Annotated in this window: 18 protein-coding genes; 7 read left to right on the top strand and 11 right to left on the bottom strand. The window is 71.5% G+C overall.

The features are described 5' to 3' along the window. Nucleotides 1–361: 361 nt before the first annotated feature. Genes HMPREF1529_RS05045 through HMPREF1529_RS05030 form a run of 4 tightly spaced genes read right to left on the bottom strand, consistent with a single transcriptional unit; the run spans nt 362 to nt 5427 of the window. Nucleotides 362–1471, bottom strand: a complete 1110-nt coding sequence (locus HMPREF1529_RS05045; protein WP_016463964.1) for an acetamidase/formamidase family protein — start codon at nt 1469–1471, stop codon at nt 362–364. After that, nucleotides 1468–2913: an allantoinase AllB gene (gene allB / locus HMPREF1529_RS05040; protein WP_016463963.1), complete on the bottom strand. Its 1446-nt coding sequence runs from the start codon at nt 2911–2913 to the stop codon at nt 1468–1470. Before allB ends, HMPREF1529_RS05045 begins: the two co-directional genes overlap by 4 nt. A gap of 37 nt (nt 2914–2950) precedes the next feature. Beyond that, nucleotides 2951–3760: an aspartate/glutamate racemase family protein gene (locus tag HMPREF1529_RS05035; protein ID WP_016463962.1), complete on the bottom strand. Its 810-nt coding sequence runs from the start codon at nt 3758–3760 to the stop codon at nt 2951–2953. Continuing rightward, a complete protein-coding gene (locus HMPREF1529_RS05030; protein WP_016463961.1) occupies nt 3757–5427 on the bottom strand; it encodes an NCS1 family nucleobase:cation symporter-1 in 1671 nt (556 codons plus the stop codon). The genes HMPREF1529_RS05035 and HMPREF1529_RS05030 overlap by 4 nt, the downstream gene beginning before the upstream one ends. A 220-nt stretch (nt 5428–5647) precedes the next feature. On the opposite strand from HMPREF1529_RS05030, the gene HMPREF1529_RS05025 reads away from it, so the two are divergent. The 4 genes from HMPREF1529_RS05025 (at nt 5648) to hpxO (ending at nt 8528) form a co-directional block, all read left to right on the top strand. Then, entirely contained in the window at nt 5648–6274 is a 627-nt protein-coding gene (locus HMPREF1529_RS05025; protein WP_016463960.1) for a helix-turn-helix domain-containing protein, read from the top strand. Nucleotides 6275–6276: 2 nt separating this feature from the next. Further along, nucleotides 6277–6783: a 2-oxo-4-hydroxy-4-carboxy-5-ureidoimidazoline decarboxylase gene (gene uraD, locus HMPREF1529_RS05020; RefSeq protein WP_016463959.1), complete on the top strand. Its 507-nt coding sequence runs from the start codon at nt 6277–6279 to the stop codon at nt 6781–6783. Beyond that, nucleotides 6780–7100, top strand: coding sequence for a hydroxyisourate hydrolase (gene uraH, locus HMPREF1529_RS05015; protein WP_005051657.1), 321 nt, complete (start codon nt 6780–6782; stop codon nt 7098–7100). The genes uraD and uraH overlap by 4 nt, the downstream gene beginning before the upstream one ends. 234 nt (nt 7101–7334) lie before the next feature. Then, nucleotides 7335–8528, top strand: coding sequence for an FAD-dependent urate hydroxylase HpxO (gene hpxO, locus HMPREF1529_RS05010; RefSeq protein WP_016463958.1), 1194 nt, complete (start codon nt 7335–7337; stop codon nt 8526–8528). Nucleotides 8529–8699: 171 nt separating this feature from the next. Here hpxO and HMPREF1529_RS05005 read toward each other — a convergent pair whose 3' ends face one another. From HMPREF1529_RS05005 to HMPREF1529_RS04980, 6 genes are read right to left on the bottom strand one after another with little or no spacing between them, the layout of a single operon-like run. Continuing rightward, complete coding sequence (locus HMPREF1529_RS05005) at nt 8700–10133, bottom strand: MinD/ParA family ATP-binding protein (RefSeq protein WP_005051649.1); 1434 nt, start codon at nt 10131–10133, stop codon at nt 8700–8702. Between the two features lie 47 nt (nt 10134–10180). After that, the gene (gtfA, locus tag HMPREF1529_RS05000; RefSeq protein WP_016463957.1) at nt 10181–11674 is read right to left on the bottom strand and encodes a sucrose phosphorylase; all 1494 of its coding nucleotides are present in this window, start codon (nt 11672–11674) and stop codon (nt 10181–10183) included. A 35-nt stretch (nt 11675–11709) separates the two neighbouring features. Further along, nucleotides 11710–12669: an alpha/beta hydrolase gene (locus HMPREF1529_RS04995; RefSeq protein ID WP_016463956.1), complete on the bottom strand. Its 960-nt coding sequence runs from the start codon at nt 12667–12669 to the stop codon at nt 11710–11712. Next, entirely contained in the window at nt 12666–13490 is an 825-nt protein-coding gene (locus HMPREF1529_RS04990) for a carbohydrate ABC transporter permease (protein ID WP_016463955.1), read from the bottom strand. The genes HMPREF1529_RS04995 and HMPREF1529_RS04990 overlap by 4 nt, the downstream gene beginning before the upstream one ends. Further along, nucleotides 13490–14452, bottom strand: coding sequence for a carbohydrate ABC transporter permease (locus HMPREF1529_RS04985; RefSeq protein ID WP_016463954.1), 963 nt, complete (start codon nt 14450–14452; stop codon nt 13490–13492). Before HMPREF1529_RS04985 ends, HMPREF1529_RS04990 begins: the two co-directional genes overlap by 1 nt. Nucleotides 14453–14455: 3 nt before the next feature. Further along, complete coding sequence (locus HMPREF1529_RS04980; RefSeq protein WP_016463953.1) at nt 14456–15805, bottom strand: ABC transporter substrate-binding protein; 1350 nt, start codon at nt 15803–15805, stop codon at nt 14456–14458. A 149-nt stretch (nt 15806–15954) separates the two neighbouring features. Between HMPREF1529_RS04980 and HMPREF1529_RS04975 the strand changes: the two genes are divergently transcribed. Next, entirely contained in the window at nt 15955–17025 is a 1071-nt protein-coding gene (locus HMPREF1529_RS04975; protein WP_016463952.1) for a LacI family DNA-binding transcriptional regulator, read from the top strand. Between the two features lies 1 nt (nt 17026). Here HMPREF1529_RS04975 and HMPREF1529_RS04970 read toward each other — a convergent pair whose 3' ends face one another. Next, a complete protein-coding gene (locus tag HMPREF1529_RS04970) occupies nt 17027–17545 on the bottom strand; it encodes an adenine phosphoribosyltransferase (RefSeq protein WP_016463951.1) in 519 nt (172 codons plus the stop codon). An 84-nt stretch (nt 17546–17629) separates the two neighbouring features. Between HMPREF1529_RS04970 and HMPREF1529_RS04965 the strand changes: the two genes are divergently transcribed. Next, complete coding sequence (locus HMPREF1529_RS04965; protein ID WP_036282744.1) at nt 17630–19312, top strand: glycoside hydrolase family 13 protein; 1683 nt, start codon at nt 17630–17632, stop codon at nt 19310–19312. 1 nt (nt 19313) lies between these two features. Next, on the top strand, nt 19314–20318 hold the full coding sequence (locus HMPREF1529_RS04960; RefSeq protein WP_016463949.1) for a LacI family DNA-binding transcriptional regulator: 1005 nt from the start codon (nt 19314–19316) through the stop codon (nt 20316–20318). The last annotated feature ends 99 nt before the right edge of the window (nt 20319–20417 follow it).

Here is a 20417-nt window from a genome sequence, read left to right as displayed (position 1 = left end):
CGCCCGCCCCGGTTCATGGCCCCGCCGCGTGCACAACTCCGGAGTTGTCGTCCCGGACGGCCGAAAACAGCCCGGGACGGGCCCGTGGGCACCGAATCTCCGGAGTTGTGAACGGCGGCGGCCGGGCGGGGAACGGCGGCAGCCGGTCGGGGAGCGGCGGCAGCCGGGCGGGGAACGGCGGCAGCCGGGCGGGGAGCGGCGGCAGCCGGGCGGGGAAGGGCGGCGACCCCGCGTGCACGACTCCGGAGTTGTGGTCCCGGACGGCCGAAAACAGCCCGGGACGGGCCCGTGTCCACCGAATCTCCGGAGTTGTGAACGGCGGCGCGCGGAGGCGGCGACATGCCGGGGCGGCGGCGGACGGTCACGAGGCGTCCTCGCCGACCAACCAGGCCGGGCGGACGGCGGCGAAGTCCGCTTCGCGGATGCGGGCGTGCACACCGCAGACGATGTCGACGACCTGCGAGATGTCGAAGTCGGTCGCGGCCGACAGGTACGCGTAGGCCAGGTGCTCGGCCATGCCGTAGCGCGCCTGCAGCAGATCGAGCGCGGCCCGCACGGCCTTGCGCATCGCCTCGTCGAGATCGACGTCGAGCCCCGTGGGCACGAGGTACTCGTCGGTGCGGACGAGCGGGCCGGTCACCTCGCCGAACGACGCGAGCGCCTCCGCGCGCGGCACCACGTCGAAGCGCAGCGTGGCGCGCAGCGACGCCTCGAGCGCGGTCAGCGCGACCTCGCCGTCGCCCTGCGCGAAGTGCGGGTCGCCGACGTACGCCAAGGCGCCGGCCACCTGCACCGGCAGGTACAGCACCGCGCCCTCCACGAGCAGGTTGATGTCGATGTTGCCGCCGTGCGCGCCCGGGGGCACCGAGTGGGGGCGCTCGTCGCCCGCGACGGCGACCCCCATCGTCCCGAGGAACGGGGCGAGCGGGAACCGCACGACGCGCTCGCCCCCGTCGACGAGAGGCAGGATGCCGTTGCCCTCCGACACCGGGGTGAACACGCTGACGTTCTCGGGCCCGCGCGGGAGCACCCCGACGAGGGCCCCCTTGCCGTGCCGGTTGGAGATGACGCCGTACGGCACGCGCGGGGCCAGGTCGACGACGGTGATCTTCAGCAGGTCACCGGGGTCGGCCCCCTCGACGAAGATCGGCCCGGTGACCACGTGCGGCCCGTCGAGCGCGGCGTCGCGTGCGACCGTCGCGGCGATCTCGATCGCGTCGGTGAGCACGTGTGCGGCCGGCACCCCGTGGCCGGTGAAGTACCCCAGGGGGTCCTGGCCCTGATCGGGCAGGATGCCTTCGTGGCTGACGGTGTCGATCGTCACCGTCTCGCCGGCGGCGATCCTCAGCACGGGCGCATCGGCGGCGCACGGCAGCCGTCCCCAGAGCACCGTCTCCGGGGATGCCGGGAGGTAGTGCGCGCCGGCGATTCGGCCCGATCCGGGTTGCAGGATGTCGATGGTCTCGGTCATGATGTCGCTCCTTCGCGCATCGGGTGGGCTGCCGTCGCGGGCGCTGCCCCGGCATCCGCACCGGCCAGCAGCTCGATCCCCGGCCGGGACCGCGCATCGTCGTCGCCCGCACGGTACACGACGGTGCCGCCGACCACGGTGGTCACGACGGCGCCGCGCATGGCGCGACCATCCCACGGTGACAGCTTGTGCCGGTAGAGCAGGCGGTGCGCCTCGACGGTCCACGACCGTTCCGGCGCGAAGACGGTGAGGTTCGCCCGTACGCCCGGCGCGATGACGCCGAGTCCCGGCATCCCGGCGATGCGGGCCGGTCCGGTCGTGAACAGCGGCAGCAGGCTCTCCAGCGGGATGCCGCGGCGCGCCGCCTCGGTCCAGACGCTCGCGAAGCCGGTCTGCACGCCCGCGATGCCTCCCCACGCCAGGCCGAAATCGCCGCCCCCCGCGGTCTTCAGCGCAAGAGTGGCGGGTGAGTGGTCGCTGACGATGGCGTCGATCGTGCCGTCGAGCACGCCCTCCCACAGCAGGTCCTGGTTGGCGCGACCGCGGATGGGCGGGCAGCACTTGAACGCGCTGGCCCCGTCGGGCACCTCTTCTGCGGACAGGGTGAGGTAGTGCGGGCAGGTCTCGACGGTGAGGCGGACGCCGTCGGCCTTCGCCGCACGGATGGCATCGAGCGCCTGTCCGTCGGCGACGTGCACGATGTGGGCGCGGGCGCCGGTGGCGCGGGCCGCGTCGATGACGGCGCCGATCGCCGCCTCTTCGCTCACCGGTGGGCGGCTGCGCAGAAACGTGTCGTAGTGACGTCCGAGCTCTCCCGCCGGCCCCGCGCCGACGTCGATGGCGGCCTCGTGCAGGTGCGCCTCGTCTTCGGCGTGCGCGATGAGCAGGCCGTCGAAGGCGGCGATCTCGGTGAGCGCGGCGTGCAGGCCGGCACGGTCGAGGTGGCCGAACTCGTCGATGCCGCTCGGCACGAGGAAGCACTTGAAGCCGACGACGCCAGCGCCGGCGAGGTGGCGCAGGCGGCCGAGGTTCTCGGGGACGGCGCCGCCCCAGTAGCCGACGTCGACCGCGAGCTTGCCCGCGGCCGCGGCCCGCTTGGCGGCGAGCGCCTCGGGCGTCGTCGTGACGGGCACCGAGTTCAGCGGCATGTCGAACACGGTCGTGATGCCGCCCGCCGCGGCCGCGGCGGTACCGGTCGCGAAACCCTCCCAGTCGGTGCGTCCCGGCTCGTCGAGGTGCACGTGCGAGTCGACGAGTCCCGGCAGCAGCACCTCGTCGGCGCCGAGCACGTAGAGGTCGGAGGATGCCGCGGCATCCGCTTCCGCCGAGCGCCCGGGCAGGGTGACCTCGGCGATCACTCCGTCGACGATCCGCACCTCGGCGGGGCGGAACGCCCCGTCGATCCAGGCGCGTTCGGCCCGGATCACGCTCACATCTGCCACAGCATCGCCTCTCGTGCCCTCGGTTGCGGATGCGGCGTCATCGCGGCGTCCGAAGACACGTCGACGCTATCGAGGCGTCGTTTCGCGGGTGTTTCCGCACGGGCGGGGGCGCGTACTCGCCCCGCCCGCCGGTGCGCACACCCATGCGTGCCATGCCGATCGCGAGCCCCACGGCGGCGGCGACCCCGTCGATGACGGGAGCGTCGACACGCGCCGACAGCTGCGCGCAGAGATCGGCCATGCCGGCGCATCCGAGCACGATCGCATCGACCGGATCGCCGGACGCCCCGGACGATCCGACCGCCCCGAACGCCCCGAGAGCGGGAGGATCCAGCGCGGCCCGGCATTCGCGTTCGATGCGGGCCAGGGTGTGCTCGTCGGGCTCCTCGAGTGCGAGCACGGGGATCTCCACGGCGCGGTACTGCGCGCAGGCGCGGTCCATGCCGTAGCGGGCGACGAGGTCGCGGGCCCGTCCGAGCGTGCGTCCCAGCGTCGTCACGATCGCGAAACGGCGCCCCGCGATCGCCGCCACGTGCATCGCCGCTTCCGCGATGCCGATCACCGGCACCTCGACGAGTTCGCGCGCCGCGTCGAGACCGGGGTCGCCGAAGCACGCGAGCACGTACGCGTCGCTGCCGCCGCTGGCGAGGTCCGCGCGGACGAGCTCCACGACGGCCGCGGCCGCCGCCACCTCGTCGACGTGGCTCTCCACCGCCGCCGGTCCCCGACCGGGCTCGGGGCAGACGGCGACGATCTCGGCATCCGCCCCCGCCACCTCCCGGGCGGCGGCCGCAATGGTCGCGGTCATCGCCCGGGAGGTGTTGGGGTTGATCAGGAGGATCCTCACGGGGTGCCGGGTCCCGCCGTCGTGCCGGTGGCGGCGGCCACGGGGATCTCGGCCGAGATGGCGGGCGGCTCGGCCGCAGCGGTCGCGGCGGCGCCGTCGAGCGTGCCGTCCGAGACGCCGTCGCTTTCACCGTCGAACGTCGGCACCCGCGGGTCGAGCCGCTCGAGCAGCACGAACGAGGCGTACCCGAGGCCGCAGCCGATGAACCAGCTGTAGTCGCTGATCCACGAGATGTCGAACAGTCCCATGTCGGCGAACAGCTTCGGGAAGACCCCGAGGAAGACGGCGGGGATGCCGGCGACCAGCAGCGCCTTCATCGCGTTCGGGTTGAAGCCGCGGCGGTACCAGTAGGGGCCCGTCGGGTCCATCGTGAACATGGCATCCGTCTTGATGCGCTGGCGTCCCGCCACGTAGTAGCCGGCGATGAGGATGCCGAACAGCGGTCCGATGAGGGCGCCGAGAAGGCCCAGTGTGTAGTGGATCGCGTCGTCGTTGGAGTACCAGTTCCACGGCGTCAGGAACACCGACCCGACGGCGGCGATCATGCCGCCGGCACGCCACGAGATCTTCTTCGGGGCGACGTTGGAGAAGTCGAACGCCGGCGAGATGAAGTTCGCGACGATGTTGATGCCGACGGTCGCCGTGACGAACGTCAGCCCGCCGAGGAGGATCGCGAACCAGCCGTCGATGGCCTCGACCGTCTTGATCGGGTCGGTGATGAGCTGGCCGAACACCGGCACGGTCGCCGATGCCGTGATGACGGTGAGCAGCGAGAAGAACAGGAAGTTGATCGGCAGACCCCAGAAGTTGCCGCGCTTGACCGCCGCGAAGCTCTTGCCGTAGCGGGCGAAGTCGCCGAAGTTGAGCATCGGGCCGGAGAAGTACGACACGACCAGCGCGATCGCGGCGCACATCACGGGGATCGACGACCAGAAGTCCAGCTGCTTGGTCGACAGGTTGAACGAGATGTTCTGCCAGCCGGCCTGCGACACGAGGTAGACGGCGAGCGCGATCATCACGACGTAGACGGCGGGGCCGGCGAAGTCGATGAAGCGGCGAATGACCTCCATGCCGTTCCAGAACAGCAGGAACTGCGCGACCCACAGGATGCCGTAGGAGATCCAGCCGAGGGCCGACAATCCCAGGAACGACACGTCCAGCAGCGCGGCCGATCCGGGGATGAACTTGAGGAACACGATGTTCAGCGACTCGGCGGCCAGGAACGTCTGCACGCCGTACCAGGCGATCGCGATGAGGCCGCGGATGATCGCGGGGATGTTGGCTCCGCGGATGCCGAAGATCGCCCGGTTGACGACGGGATAGGGCACCCCCGTCTTCTGGCTGGGCTTGGCGACGAGGTTCGCGAAGTACTGCACGATGACGATGCCGACCAGCAGCGCGATCAGCACCTGCCAGCTCTGCAGACCCAGGGCGAACAGCGAACCGGCGGTGACGTAGCCGCCGACGGAGTGCACGTCGCTCATCCAGAACGCGAAGATGTTGTACGCGCTCCACTTCTGCTTGCGCAGCGGTGCGAGATCCTCGTTGGCGAGGCGCTCGTCGTACTGCGGCTTCATGTTGCCGGCGCCCGTGGGCATGCCGGCGGCTTCGACGATGTCGTAGACACCGGTCGACGGTGAGCTCGACGGTGGGGTCAGAGAGGTCATGGGTACCTTCCAGGGGTTCCGAGTCGGTGACGGAGGTGGGCGGACCGCGACGTGGAGTCCGTGGCCTGGGTGGTGCGTAATGTGAAGTTATTGCTTCACCCTGCCCGCACGATTTCGCTCGTGTAACGGCTGTGTGAAGTTGGCTCTTCACATGTGACGAACACGTGAAGCCCGATCGGGACGCCGCCCGCTCGGCATCCGCGCCCGATACGATCGCGACATGAGCCGCGCCCCCGCCGTCGATCCGCCGGAGCTCGATGCCGACCGTGCCGAGAGCGCGGGCGACGGGGTCGGTGAGCGGCTGCGCGCCCTGCGGGTCGCCCGCGGCATGTCGGCGCGCGACCTCGCTCGCCGGCTCGGCATCTCGCCCAGCGCGGTGTCGCAGATCGAGCGCGGGGTGATGCAGCCGAGCGTTTCGCGCCTGATCGCCATCACCGACGAGCTCGACGTGCCGCTGACCTCGGTCTTCGACCCTTCCGGGTCGCAGGCGCCGACGACACCGACGAGCTTCGGGCTGCGCCGCGCCGAGCACGACACGGCGATCGTGCTGGACGACGGCGTGACCTTCCGCCGCATCTCCCCGGTGCCGACGCCCGGCGTCGACTACTTCGAGTCGACCTACCCGCCCGGTGCGACCGCCCACAGCGACGCCGGACTCTTCCGCCATGAGGGCTACGAAGTCGGCACCGTCGTCTCGGGCGAGCTGACCGTCGACTTCGACGACGAGCGGGTGGTGCTGCGCCCGGGCGATGCGATCAGCTACCCCTGCTCGCGTCCGCACCGACTGCACAACACCTCCAGCGAGCCCGTCGTCGCCCGCTGGCTCGTCGTCCACGGAGCCCGCTGAGCATGGCCGCCGAGATGAGCATCGACGCGTTCGACGCCCTGCCCGCGGATGCCGCGGCATCCACCGTCCGCGTGTGGGCGGCGATCCCGACGTGGGTCGACGCCGTCGTCGCGGCGCGCCCCTACGGCACGCGCGACGCGCTCATCGCCCGGGCGGACGAGCTTGCCCGCACCTGGACGCGCACCGAGCTCGACGCCGCCCTCGCCCACCACCCGCGCATCGGCGAGAAGCCGCAAGGCGCGGGAGCCGAGGCCGCCGCCTCACGTCGCGAACAGGCGTCGATGTCGTCCGCCGGGGCCGCGACGACGGCGGCGATCGCCGACGGCAACGCCGCCTACGAGAAGCGATTCAGCCGGGTCTTCCTCATCCGCGCCGCCGGGCGCACGCCCGAGCAGATGCGCGCCGAGCTCGAGCGGCGGCTCGGCAACGACGACGAGACCGAGGCCGCCGAGGCCCTCGATCAGCTGCGCGAGATCGCGCTGCTGAGGCTGGAGGCGACGATCGTATGACCCACCTGACCACGCACGTGCTCGACGGCTCGGCCGGAGCCCCGGCATCCGGCGTCGACGTGAGGCTCCTCGACGCCGACGGGACGACCGTGGCGAGCGGGCGGACGGATGCCGATGGCCGACTCGCCCTCGGACCCGACGAGCTGTCCGCGGGTACCTACGCGCTGGTGTTCGCGACGGGGCCGTACTTCGCGGCGCGCGGCTCCGAGACGTTCTATCCGTCGGTCACGGTGAGCTTCGCCGTCGCCGACACCCGCCACTACCACGTGCCCCTGCTGCTCAGCCCGTTCGCCTACTCGACCTACCGCGGCACCTGACCCGCCTCACTCGCGACGTCGGGCCCTCCGCAACGTCCGCCCCTCCCCCGCGACGTCCGCCCTCCCCCGCGAGACACGGGCTGTGCACCGAGACACGTCGTGTGCAGCGGTGTCTCGGTGCGTGGACCGTGTCTCGCGGACTGCGGGGGCGGGCAGGAGGGTGGGCGAGAGGGAGGTGGGCGCGGTTACCCCGAGGAAACGTCGCGGTGACACGGCATCCGTAGCGTGGCCGGCATGAAGGTGATCGTCGTCGGAGCGGGTGTCGGGGGAACGAGCGCGGGCATCGCGCTGCAGAAGCTGGGCCACGACGTCGTCATCTACGACCAGATGCGCGAGAACCGTCCGGTGGGAGCAGCCCTGTCGCTGTGGTCGAACGGCGTGAAGGTGCTGAACTGGCTCGGACTCGGCGCCGAGGTCGCCGCTCTCGGCGGCGACATGGCCGACATGGTCTACCTCGACGGGCACACCGGCGAGACCCTGTGCGACTTCTCCCTCGCGCCGGTCACCACCCAGACGGGGCAGAAGCCGTACCCGGTCGCACGCGCCGACCTGCAGGCGCTGCTGATGGAGCGGTTCGGCCTCGACGGCATCCACCTCGGCAAGAAGCTCGTCGGCATCGCCGACGACGGCACGACCGTGACCGCCACGTTCGCGGACGGCACGACCGACACCGCCGACATGCTCATCGGCGCCGACGGCGCCCGCTCGATCGTGCGCGACTACGTGCAGCCCGAGGGCGCGCCGCCGATCGAGCGCGAGTACTCGGGGTACACCAACGTCAACGGGCTCGTGCCGGTCTCGGCATCCATCGGACGCCCGACGGCGTGGACGACGTACGTCGCCGACGGCAAGCGCGCCGCGGTCATGCCGATCGCCGGCGACCGCTTCTACTTCTGGTTCGACATCCCCCAGCCATCGGGTCTGCCGCATGATCCCGCGGCAGGCGTCGCACCGTTGCGCGAGGCGTTCGGCGACTGGGCACCCGGAGTGCAGGAGCTGCTCGCCGCGATCGACCCGGCCGCCTCGCTCAACCGCGTGGAGATCTGGGACATCACCCCGTTCGACACCTGGACGAAGGGCCGGGTCGCGATTCTCGGGGATGCCGCGCACAACACCTCCCCCGACATCGGCCAGGGGGCGTGCTCCGCGCTCGAAGACGCCTTCGCGCTCGGCATCGCGTTTGCCACGAACACGCTGGGCGTGGCCGACACCCTCCGCCGCTACGCCGCGATGCGCGTGGAGCGGGCGGGCGAGCTCGTGCTGCGGGCACGCAAGCGCGCCTGGGAGACGCACGCGTTCGATCCCGCCGTGACCGACGCCTGGTACGAGAGCCTGCGCGGAACCGACGGCACCGGCATCATCCGCGGCATCGTCGGCAACATCGAAGACAGCCCGGTCAACCTCGGCGGCGGCCTGCTCGCGGGCTGAGCGCGCCCCGGCATCCACCCGCCGGGCAGCCCCGGCGTCACCCGCCGATCCGCGGACCGAACTGCAAGGGATGCCGCGCGACACGCCGCGGCATCAGCCGTCCCGCCGGCGCGTCGCCGCGAAAGCCCTTGCAGTTCGGGCAGGCGCGGCGCGGCAGGCGGCGGCGTCAGGTCAGAGACGACGGGCGATGGATGCCGCGACCGTGAGCCACGCGTCGCGGGTCTCGGGCGACAGCGCATCGAAGTCGATGGGACCGCCGTCGACCAGCGCGGCGTCGAAGGGCACGTGCACGACCTCGGCCGTGACCTGCGAGAAGTGGCGTTCGAGGCGCTCGGCGAGCTTGCGATCGGGCTTGGCCGACGGGGCCGCGAGAATCGTGACGGCCTCGTCGATCTTGTGGTCGAAGCCCTTCTCGCGCAGGCCGTCGAGCAGCCAGGCGGCACTGGCCGCGGTGTCTTCGCGCACCGTCGAGACGATGACGAGCTGGTCGGCCGCGGCGACGGCGGCGACCCAGTTCGAGGCGCGCATGTTGTTGCCGGTGTCGACGATGAGCAGGCGGTAATAGCGCGAGAGCACGTCGTGCAGCCGGTCGAAGGCGGTCGCGTCGATGGTGGAGGATGCCGCGGCATCCTCGTCCGAGGCGAGCACGTCGAACCGCGCGTCGACCTGCGTGCGCACGTAGGTGTCGAGCGCCGCGAGGCTCGCGCGGTCGGGCGTCGCAAAACGGTCGAGGTCTTCGAGCAGGTCGACGGCGGTGCGGTGGTGGGGCGCGTTCTGGGCGCGCCAGCCAAGCGTTCCGCGGGTCTCGTTGTTGTCCCAGGCGAGCGTGGCGCCGCCGCGCTGGGTGCCGAACGTCGCGGCCAGCAGCAGCGTCGACGTGGTCTTGTGCGCCCCGCCCTTCGGGTTGAGCACCACGATCGTGCGCGGCGCGTCGAGGCGGCGCTGCACGAGACGCTCGCGGTCGAGACGCGACTGCTCCGCCTTGCCCGGGCGGGGAGAGATCGCGCCGCCGGTCAGACGGCGGACCGCGCCGCGCCATCCCTCGGTCGCACGCGGCCGGGCGCGGTCGGCGCGGGAGTTGAGCAGGTCGTCGACCGTGGGCGTGGCGCGCTGGGCGGGTGTGCGCTGCGCGCCCTCGCGGCGGGTGCCGCCGCTGCGTAGCGGCCCGTCGGTCACCGCCACCGCGGTCGTCGCGGGGGCGGCCTCCGCAGCCGCGGCGGCGGCCGGGGCCGCCGCGACGGGCACGGCGGAGATCGGTGCGGCACCGGTTCCGCCAGCCGCAGGCGACGCCGCCGCGACCGGTGCCGGCGCGGCATCCGCCACCGGCGACGCCGCGGCGATGGGCTCCGCGACCGCGTCGGCCGCCGGCGCGGTCGCCTCGGTGAAGCTGCCATCGGGGCTGACGACGAGCGCCCACCGTGTGGCGCCGTCGACGACGGTCGCGGTGACCGGCTCACCCGCCGACGCGGCCATCAGCCGGATCGACTCGACGATGCGGCTGCGCAGACCCTCCTGCGTCGAGGCGAAGACCTCGTCGACCTCACCGGCGAGGTGGATCTCGGCGGCGGTCTGCGAAGTCACGAGCACGGTGGGTTCGAAAGTCACGCCTCCGAGTATCCCATCCTGTGCTGCACGCCGCCGGGGCGGGGGCCTCACCCGGCGGCGAGCAGGTCATCGACGGTGCGGCGCGTCTCGACATCCATCCCGGCATCCGCGCCCGTCGTCGTCAGCGTGAAGGCGCGCGACGCGACGTCGAAGGCGACCTCCACCCGATGCTCCGCATGCACCCAGCGCAGCACCCCGGCGGTGTCGCCGAGCTCGGCGGTGAACTCGCCGTCGAATGCCGGATGAGCGGCCCGCAGCCGCAGCAGCTCGCCCAGCGCGCGCACGACGGGGCGCTCGAGCTCGGCGTCGATCTCGTCGGGCGTGTAGTGGTGGCGGTTGACGTCGCGGCCCACGCCCGTGGCCTGCAGCAGCTCGACATCGTTGCGGCCGGCGAACAGGCCGACGTAGTACACCTGCGGGATGCCGGGCACCATCAGCTGGATCAGCCGCGCGAGCAGGTAGGCACGATCGTCGGCGCCGACCGCGTCGTAGTAGGTGCAGTTCACCTGGTAGAGGTCGAGGTTCGAGGCGGCTGCGCCGGTGGCGAGGCGACTCGTGCCGCCGCTCGCATCGTGGATCGCCTCGACGAGCGCGTCGATCTGCGCGGGGGCGAGAAGTCCCGGAACGCCGGGCTTCAGATCGCTCTCGCCCACGTCGACGATGCCGATGCCGTCGTGGGTGTCGAGCACGGTGATGGTGTTGGCCGGGCGCACGCTCAGCCATTGCGCGAGCGGGCGGAGGTCCTGCGCGTGGAGGGCGTGCAGCACGAGCGGGGGCAGCGCGAAGTCGTAGACGTAGTCGACGCTGCGGGCGATGTCGATCTGCTGGGTGAAGTGGCCGTGCACCTCCAGCAGCACCTGCATGCCGCGCTCGTGCGCGAGTGTGAGGATGCGCCGGGTGTAGCGATCAGTGGATGCCGTCATGAAGCAGTCGGTGCCGGCTTCCTTGCCCGTGTAGCCGACGGCATCCAGGCGCAGCATGCTCACGCCGGCGCCGGCGAGGGCGTCGATGACCGAGACGAGGTAGTCCCACGCGACCTCCGTGCGCAGGTCGATGTCGACCTGGTCGGCGGTGAAGGTGGTCCATACCAGCCGCTTGCGCCCGCCCAGCTCCATCACCGTGAAGGGCAGGCCGGGCCGCGGGCGGTAGATCCGGGCGAGGTCGTCCTCGCGCGCGCCGTCGGGGAAGACCGCGTCGAGGGTGAGGAACATCGGCGCGAAGGGCGAGGCGTCTCCACGGCGGCGGACGTCCTGGAAGGCGTCCGATTCGGCCGAGACGTGGTTGACGATCACGTCGCTCATGACGACGGCCTCGCCGCTGAGGGCGCGGACGTCGTCCCACGTGCCCAGTCGCGGGTCGATGCGGGTGTGGTCGCTCGGATCGAAGCCGGCGTCGGCGCCGTCGAACGGGGTGAAGTACGGCAGGAGGTGGATGCCGCCGAACATCCCGGACAGGCGCGTCTCGAGCATGTCGCGCACACCGGTGACGGTGCCGGCGAGGCGGTCGACGTAGGTGATCAGCTGCGGGGGGTTGCTGTTCATGAGAGGTCCTTCCAGGAGATCAGGATGCCGCGCGGTCACGCTCGGCGGAGGATACGGCGCAGCCACGCCCGGCGGGTGCGGCGGGCGTCGCGGGAGATCGGCAGCCACGGGGCCATCAGATCGAAGGCGTGGGTTCCGCCGGGCCACACGTGCAGCTCCGCATCTCCACCGGCGCGCCAGATGGCGTCGGCGAAGGCGACGCACTCGTCGCGGAACGTCTCCGCCGAGCCGACGTCGATGAACACGGGAGGCAGACCGCTCAGATCGGCTGCGAGTGCGGCGGAGGCGTACGGCGAGACGGGGCCGTCGCGATCGTCGTCGCCGAGGTAGGCGGCCCACGCCACCTCGTTCGCGGCGCGGTCCCAGGATCCATGACCGGCCATCTGCCGCGCCGAGGGGGAGCTGGAACGGTGGTCGAGCATCGGCGCCTGCAGCAGCAGGCCGATGGGGCGCGGCCCGCCGTGGTCGCGGGAGTAGAGCGCAAGGGCGGCGGCCAGACCGGCTCCGGCGCTGACCCCGGTCACCACGATGCGCTCGCGATCGAGGGCGGCGGGGGCCTCGGGTCCGCTCGCCCAGAGCAGCGCCTGCATCGCATCCTCGAGCGCCGCGGGGTACGGGTGCTCGGGGGCCAGGCGGTACTCCACCGACACGACGGCGCAGCCCACGCGCTCGGCCAGTGCGATGAGGGCGGGCATCTCGGAGTCGGCGTCGCCGGAGACGAGTCCACCGCCGTGCAGGTGCAGCAGCACCGGCACGGGCCGGTGCGCCTCGACCGGCACGCTGACGACGACCGGGACGGCCGACGGGCCGACACCGACCGTGTGCACCGTGCGGGCGAAGGCACCGTGGGCGGTCAGCTCGGCCTCCGTCGCGGCCGCCGCGTTCTGCCGCAGACGGGGGACGTCGTCGGCGGTGATGGACACGACGATGTCGTCGAGTTCGTCGAACGCGCGCGCGACGCCCGGGTCGAGCGGCGGCCTGGCGGCGGGGGTCATCCCTTCACCGCGCCCTGGAGCAGCGCCGCGACGAACTGTCGCTGGAACACCAGGAACACGATCAGCGTGGGCAGCAGGATGAGGATCGAGCCCGCGCACAGCAGCGGGATGTCGGTTCCCCACTGCCCCTGGAAGGCGCCGAGAGCACCGGCCATCGTGCGCTTGGTGGGGTCGTCGACGAGGACGATCGCGAGCAGGAACTGGTTCCAGGTCCACAGGAAGAGCAGGATCGCGAGCGAGGAGATCGCCGGACCCGACAGGGGCACGTGGATGCGCCAGAACAGCTGCCAGGTGGTGGCACCGTCGGTGCGCGCGGCCTCGGTCAGCTCGTGGGGCATGTTGACGAAGTGCGCGCGCATCCACATGACGGCGAACGGCATGAACAGACCGATCAGCGGGAGGACGATCGCCCACTGGGTGTTGAGCAGGCCGTAGCTGCGGATCTGGTAGTAGATCGGCACGATGATGCCCTCGATGGGCAGGGTCAGTCCCAGCACGAAGACGACGAACAGGGTGCGCGAGAACGGAACCTTGAGGTGACCGAGCGCGAAGCCCGCGAGGGTCGCGATGAAGAGGCTCACCGGTACCACGGCCAGTTCGATCAGGATGCTGGAGCCCAGCATCTTCAGCATGTCGGCCGACTGGAAGGCCCGGATGAAGTTGTCCCAGTGGGGCTCGTCCGGCCACGACAGCCCGGACGGGTAGGTGCCGGGGGCGTGCAGGGCGGTCACGAAGAGCGAGATGAACGGGATGATCGTCAGCGCCATGACGACGACGAGCAGGAGGCGGCCGGACCACACCTCGACGGCGGAGGTCTTCATCAGCTCTCGTCCTTTCCGCGGGTGAGCTTGTTGAGCGGCAGCACGACGGCGAGCACGAGGAGGGTGAGCACGACCGCGAGGGCGGATGCCTGCCCGACCTGGCGCTCGAAGAAGGCGAGGTAGTAGATCTCCAGTCCGGGCACCATCGTGCTGCGGCCCGGGCCACCCTGCGTGGAGATGAAGATGATGTCGAAGCTGCGAAGCGCCCCGATGACGGTGATGAGCACCGCGACGCCCAGCTCCTGGCGGATCGCGGGCAGCGTGACCGTGAAGAACTCACGGATGGCCCCGGCGCCGTCGATGCGCGCGGCCTCGTACAGGGCCGGGTCGATCTTGGTCATGCCGGCCAGCAGCAGCAGCATGCAGAGGCCGAGCGAGACCCACGCGCCGATGACGCCCACGGCGGGAAGCGCCGTGTCGAAGTCGCCCAGCCACGCGCGGGTGATGGATCCGAGCCCGATCGCACGGAGGAACTGGTTGATCGCGCCGTCGGCGGCGAGCAGCCACGTCCACATGATGCCGGCCGCCACGAGCGGGATGACCTGCGGGAGGAAGAGGACGGTGCGGGAGACCGAGGCCAGGCGGCTGCCGCCGAGCTTGCGGATCAGGGCGGCCGCGATGAGTCCGACCGTCACGGGGATGATCGAGAAGTAGAGGATGAGCGTCAGCGCGTTGACGATGGGCCCGAGCAGCTGCGCGTCGGTGAAGATGCGCACATAGTTGTCGATGCCGGCCCAGGTCGCCGTGGTGACGCCGTTCCAGTTGTAGAAGGAGTACTGCACCGTCGAGCCGAGCGGCACGAGGACGAACAGCGCGTAGAAGGCCAGCGCGGGGGCGACGAGCGCGAGACCGACGAGCCCCTCCCGCGAGAAGCGCGCGCGTCGCGGGCGCTTCTCGCGGGAGGGAGCCGTCACACGGTCCCGCGCGGCCCGGGTCGCCCCGGGCCGCGTGGACGTGCTCATGGATCAGCCCTTCTTGCTGCTCAGGTAGTCGGTCTGCACCTGGGTCAGCAGGCCGGCCGGGGTCTGCTTGCCCGCGAACAGCTCCTGCAGGTTGGGCGTGAGGCTCTTCGCGTAGATCGAGCCGGTGGCGTTGGCGATGAAGTCCATCGACCCGTTGTTCTGCGACAGCTGGGCGCCGGCGGCGAGCGTCTCCGCCGTCACCGTACCGTCCTTGACGGCGGGCATGAAGGCATCAGCCGGTCCCATGGGGTGCGAGCCGCCCTTCTCGACGGCGATCGTGCGGGCCGTCTCGTTGGTGGCGACCCAGTTGAAGAAGAACGCCGCGCAGTCGGGGTGCGCCGCCTTCGCCGAGACACCGTAGGTCAGCGGTGCCGACATGGCGCCGTTCTGGCCGCCGGCCTGCAGCGGCGGAGCGAGGAAGAAGCCCACGTCGCCGGGCATCTGGGTGTCGAAGTTGCCCGACTCCCAGTCGCCATCGAAGATGAACAGGCTCTGCCCGCTGGTGAACCGGCTGATCATCTGCGAGTAGTCCATCGAGTTCGCGTCATCGGCGAAGTAGCCCGCCTTGATCCAGGAGTCCAGGTGCTCCGCGGCCTTGACGTTCTCGGGGGTGTCGATCGTCGCGCCGTCCTTGAGGAAGATCCAGTTGTTGATCGCGCCGGGCTTGCCGTAGCTGGCCATCAGCGCCTGCAGCGGGAAGGCGAGTCCGCCGGTCGCGCCGCCGTTGAACTGCGCGATGGGCGTGAGGCCGGCATCCTTGGCTTTCTTCAGGTAGCCGTCGAACTCGTCGAGCGTCTTGGGCGCCGCGGTCATGCCGATCTGGGCGGCGAGCTTCTTGTTGTAGAAGACTCCGGTGACCGAGTAGTTCACGCCCATCGCGTAGAGCGATCCGTCACCACGCTGACCCTTGTCGTTGACGCGCAGCTGCTCGAGCTGCGACGACGGCCAGGTGTCCCAGCCGTAGCCGGTCGCGTACGCGTCGAGGTTGTACAGCAGCTTGTCGTTCACCAGGTCGACGATCGTGGGCAGGCGCATGATGTCGGGCGGGGAGTCGACGAGCACGCGGGGCGCGTTCTGCGTGATGACGGCGAACTGGTCTTCGCGGGTGTTGAAGGTGACGTTCGGGAACTGCTTCGTGAACTCCGTCGTCAGCTCCTTGAACAGCGGGAAGCCGGTCTCGACGTAGGCGCTGAGCGTGACCGGGTCAGTACCGCAGCTGAGGGTGACGGCACCGGTCGGCGCCTGGGTGCTGGAGGTGTCGGCTCCGGGAGGGGCACAGGCGGTGAGGGCCAGGCCGGCGATTGCGGCGGTGGCGACGGCCGCGAAGCCGCGCATGCGCGTGGTGTTCGACATCGTTGTCTGCCTTTCCATGCAGTTTTCTCGGTGCGAGGAGGATACTTGCTGCTATACCGATTCAGCTCGCGTGCTAAAACGTACTAGCAGATATCGGTCGGCGCAACCCCCTCATCGACGAGGGCCAGGCCGGCCGGAAGGGGGATCCGATGGCGCGCACACGCGTGACCCTGTCACAAGTGGCCCAGGAGGCCGGAGTGGCGGCATCCACCGCCTCGCTCGTGCTCGCGGGGCGCGCCGACGAGCTGCGGATCTCGGCGACGGCGCAGGAGCGCGTGCGCGACGCGGCCCGCCGCCTCGGCTACCGCCCCAATGCCCTCTCCGCCGGACTGCGCACCGGGACGACGCGCACCTTGGGGTTCGTCTCCGACTCGGTGGCCTCCTCTCAGCTGGCCGGAGAGATGATCCGCGGCTCGATCGAGGCGGCCCGTGCGCGCGGCTACATGGTGTTCGTCGGCGAGACCGGCGGTAACGCGCATCTGGAGCGCGACCTGCTCGACGCGATGTTCGATCGCCAGGTCGACGGGGTGGTGCTGGCCACGATGATGACCCACGCCCGCGCGGTACCCGCGGCCGCAGCCCGGATGCCGACGGTGCTGCTCAACATCGAGCCGACCGACGACGCCGACTACGTGCGGGTGCTTCCGGACGAGGTCGCGGCCGGCGCCGCCGCCGCGCGCCTGCTCGTGGACACCGGGCATCGGCGCATCCATCTCATCGGCGTCGGCGACGACCCGGCGAACGCGCACCCGTTCGGCCTCGCCGCCGCCCAGCGCCTGAGCGGCGCCCTCTCGGTCTTCGCCGAGGCAGGGCGGCAGATCGTGTCGGCACGTCCCACGGTGCAGTGGCTGCCGCCGGAGGGCTTCCGCCTCGTGTCGGACGTGCTCGACAGCGGGACCGATGTCGATGCACTCCTGTGCTTCAACGACCGCCTGGCGATGGGCGCCTACCAGGCGCTCCAGGAGCGCGGCGTGCGCGTGCCCGAGGACGTCTCGGTGCTCTCCTTCGACGACACGTCCTTCGCCCGCTGGCTGCGGCCGGGCCTCACGACCTTCGCCTTTCCGCAGCGCGCTCTCGGCCGCGCCGCCGCGGACGAACTCATCGACCTCATCGAGCGCGGCGCCGCGGCAGACGGCACATCTCCTCCCCCGACGGCGCGCCTGGTCCCGCTGCCGTTGCGGATGCGCTCGTCGGTCGCCGACCGGACCGAGGAGTACTGACCTAGACCCGGAAGACGGAGTGGACGGGCCCGCACACCGCGCGCCCGTGGAGGTCGACGAGCTCCATCAGCACCGCCGTCCCCGCCAGCTGCAGGCCGAGCTCGTCGAGCAGGTGGTGGCCGGCACGCAGGGTGCCGCCCGTGGCGAGGATGTCGTCGACCAGCAGCACGCGCGTACCCGCCGCGAGGTCGTCGCTCATCTCGATCTCGGCCGTGCCGTACTCGAGGGCATAGGAGACGGATGCCGCGGGCCGCGGCAGCTTGCCCGCCTTGCGGATCGGCGCCATCCCCACACCCGCCGCGATCGCGACCGCGCCGGCCAGCATGAACCCGCGCGCCTCGATGCCCGCGACGACGTCGAACTGCCCCGCGAAGGGCTCGATCACGGCATCCACGACGGTGCGGAGGGCCTGCGCGTCGGCGAGCAGCGGCGAGATGTCGCGGAACAGCACGCCCGGCTGCGGGAAGTCGGGGATGCCGGCGATGAGCGATTCGGCGTGGGCGAGGGCCTCGGAAGTCACCGGTCAAGGCTAGTCGCCGCCGGACGCGACCCGTCGCGCGGGAACCGCCGCCGGGTGCGCAAGCGCTTGCGCTACGCTGATGCCATGACGTCGCAGTTGACCTTCTCCCTCCCCGACATCGGCGAGAGCCGCCCCGGCGCCGAATGGTGGCGCACCGCGGTGATCTACCAGATCTACCCGCGCTCCTTCGCCGACGCCTCCGGCGACGGCATCGGTGACCTCTCCGGCGTGACGGCGCATCTCGACGACCTGCGCGCCCTGGGCGTGGACGCCGTGTGGCTGAGCCCCTTCTACCGCTCTCCGCAGAAGGATGCCGGGTATGACGTCGCCGACTACTGCGACGTCGACCCCCTGTTCGGCACGCTCGCCGACTTCGACGAGATGCTCGCCGGCGCGCACGATCGCGGCATCCGCGTGATCGTCGACCTCGTGCCCAATCACAGTTCCGACCGGCACGTCTGGTTCCAGGAGGCGCTGGCCGCAGCCCCCGGCAGTGCCGCGCGCGCCCGCTACCTCTTCCGCGACGGCAAGGGTGAGAACGGCGAGCTGCCGCCGAACAACTGGGAGTCGGTCTTCGGCGGCCCGGCGTGGACCCGCGTCACCGAGGCCGACGGCACGCCGGGGCAGTGGTACCTGCACCTGTTCGACACGAGCCAGCCCGACTTCGATTGGTCGAACCCCGAGGTGCAGGAGGAGTTCCGCGGCATCCTGCGGTTCTGGCTCGACCGCGGCGTCGACGGCTTCCGCGTCGATGTCGCGCACGGCCTCGTCAAGACCGACGGTCTGCCCGACCACCTTCCCGCGGTGGATGCCGACAGCATGGGCGGCTCCGACGACGACGTGCCGTACTGGGGTCAGGAGGGTGTGCACGAGATCTACCGCGACTGGCACCGCGTGCTCGCCGCATACGACGGCGACCGTGCGCTCTGCGCCGAGGCGTGGCTGCCCACCGTCGACCGCACCGCCGAGTGGGTGCGCTCCGACGAGATGCACCAGGCGTTCAACTTCCCGTACCTCATGACCGAGTGGGATGCCGCGGCCATCCGCGAGGTCATCTCCGAGTCGCTGCGCGCGTTCCCTGCGGTCGGCGCCCCGGCCACCTGGGTGCTGTCGAACCACGACGTCGTGCGCCACGCGTCGCGGCTCGCGCTGACCGCCGAGAACCCGCAGGGCCACGGCATCGGTCCCGACTCGCCCGGCCAGCCGATTCCCGAGGTGGGCCTGCGCCGCGCCCGCGCCGCGACGACCGTGATGCTCGCCCTTCCCGGCTCCGCATATCTCTACCAGGGCGAGGAGCTCGGCCTTCCCGAGGTCATCGCGCTGCCGCCCGCGTCTCGGCAGGATCCGACCTGGTTCCGTACCGACGGCGAGCGCTACGGCCGCGACGGGTGCCGGGTGCCGATCCCGTGGACCGCGGATGCCGCCGCCTACGGCTTCAGCCCGACGGGCCAGTCGTGGCTGCCGCAGCCGGCCGAATGGGCCACGCTCGCCCGCGACGCGCAGGAGTCCGACCCCGACTCGACGCTGTGGCTGTACCGCACGCTGCTGGCGACCCGCCGCGCCGAGGGCCTCGGAGCGGCGACGCTGGAGTGGCTCGACGGCTACGGCGACGACGTGATCGCGTTCCGTTCCGGTCGCGTCACCGTGCTCGCCAACGCGGGCTCGACGCCGGTGACGCTGCCCTCGGGCACCGTGCTGGTGGCGAGTGCACCGTTCGACGGCACGGAGCTGCCCGTCGACGTCGCGGTATGGATGGTCGCGGACTGACGTGACCGGCATCGAGGAGGTCGCGCGCGCCGCCGGCGTCTCGACGGCGACGGTGTCGCGCGCCCTCAGCGGACGGGGACGCCTCTCCGAGGCGACGCGCGAGCGCGTGCGCGCCGCGGCCGCCGATCTCGGCTACGTCGTCTCGGCCGCGGCATCCACCCTCGCCTCGGGCCGCGCCGAGAACATCGGCGTGATCGTGCCGCTGCTGGACCGGTGGTTCTTCGCCACCGTGCTCGACGGCATCGCCGCGCAGCTCGCGCCGCGCGGCTACGACATGACGCTGTACAACCTGACCGACGATCCGGCGCAGCGGCGGAGCCTGTTCGAGACGTCGCTGCGCCGCCGGCGCGTCGACGGCCTCATCGTGCTGTCGGTCGAGCTGAGCGCCGACGAGCTGCGCCAGCTGAACGAGCTGCCCGTTCCCGTCGTGGCGCTCGGCGTTCCGCATGCCGAGCTGCGGGGGCTGCGCGTCGACGACACGGCCGTGGGCCGACTCGCCACGCAGCACCTGCTGGAACTCGGCCACCGCGACATCGTGCACCTCGGCTGGAGTCTGCCGGACGATGCGGGCGAGACCCTCGACATCCCCACGCGCCGGCGCCGCGGATTCGCGCAGGCGATGCGGGATGCCGGTGTCGCCGAGCCCCGCTTCGTCACGGCCGACTTCACCGTCGAGGGGGCGCGCCGCGTATCGCGTGAACTGCTCTCCGGCCCCGACGCGCCCACCGCGATCTTCGCCGCATCCGACGAGATGGCGTTCGGCGTGCTGGCGGCGGCGCGCGAACTCGGCATCGAGGTTCCCGGCCGGCTGTCGGTCATCGGCGTCGACGGGCACGAGCTGGCGGAACTATTCGAGCTGACGACGATCGAGCAGTTCCCGCACGCACAGGGCGAGCGCGCCGGACAGACGATCCTCGCGGAGTTGGGCGTCGACGAGCCGGCGGCTGCCTCGGCATCCCTGCCGTTCGAGCTCGTGGTCCGCGGCTCCACCGCGCCGCCGCACTGACCACCGGTTCGCGCCGCCCGCCCTCCCCTGTTCCGTATTCAGTCTGCGCTTCGGGACCTCGGCGCCCGTGCCGCGGAAACACGCGGACCACACCGGATG

The sequence above is a fragment of the Microbacterium sp. oral taxon 186 str. F0373 genome (assembly GCF_000411455.1).
GTDB lineage: Bacteria > Actinomycetota > Actinomycetes > Actinomycetales > Microbacteriaceae > Microbacterium.
Note: the sequence above shows the minus strand (reverse complement) of the source record. Positions and strands in the feature narration are given on the sequence as shown.

Bases quoted from the DNA above. Each gene is read 5' to 3' on its own strand.
- HMPREF1529_RS04980 (WP_016463953.1), bottom strand. From the start codon at position 15,805: ATGTCGAACACCACGCGCATGCGCGGCTTCGCGGCCGTCGCCACCGCC.
- HMPREF1529_RS05045 (WP_016463964.1), bottom strand. From the start codon at position 1,471: ATGACCGAGACCATCGACATCCTGCAACCCGGATCGGGCCGAATCGCC.
- uraD (WP_016463959.1), top strand. From the start codon at position 6,277: ATGGCCGCCGAGATGAGCATCGACGCGTTCGACGCCCTGCCCGCGGAT.
- HMPREF1529_RS05025 (WP_016463960.1), top strand. From the start codon at position 5,648: ATGAGCCGCGCCCCCGCCGTCGATCCGCCGGAGCTCGATGCCGACCGT.
- HMPREF1529_RS04995 (WP_016463956.1), bottom strand. From the start codon at position 12,669: ATGACCCCCGCCGCCAGGCCGCCGCTCGACCCGGGCGTCGCGCGCGCG.
- gtfA (WP_016463957.1), bottom strand. From the start codon at position 11,674: ATGAACAGCAACCCCCCGCAGCTGATCACCTACGTCGACCGCCTCGCC.
- HMPREF1529_RS04990 (WP_016463955.1), bottom strand. From the start codon at position 13,490: ATGAAGACCTCCGCCGTCGAGGTGTGGTCCGGCCGCCTCCTGCTCGTC.
- HMPREF1529_RS04975 (WP_016463952.1), top strand. From the start codon at position 15,955: ATGGCGCGCACACGCGTGACCCTGTCACAAGTGGCCCAGGAGGCCGGA.
- HMPREF1529_RS05030 (WP_016463961.1), bottom strand. From the start codon at position 5,427: ATGACCTCTCTGACCCCACCGTCGAGCTCACCGTCGACCGGTGTCTAC.
- HMPREF1529_RS04965 (WP_036282744.1), top strand. From the start codon at position 17,630: ATGACGTCGCAGTTGACCTTCTCCCTCCCCGACATCGGCGAGAGCCGC.
- hpxO (WP_016463958.1), top strand. From the start codon at position 7,335: ATGAAGGTGATCGTCGTCGGAGCGGGTGTCGGGGGAACGAGCGCGGGC.
- HMPREF1529_RS04985 (WP_016463954.1), bottom strand. From the start codon at position 14,452: ATGAGCACGTCCACGCGGCCCGGGGCGACCCGGGCCGCGCGGGACCGT.
- uraH (WP_005051657.1), top strand. From the start codon at position 6,780: ATGACCCACCTGACCACGCACGTGCTCGACGGCTCGGCCGGAGCCCCG.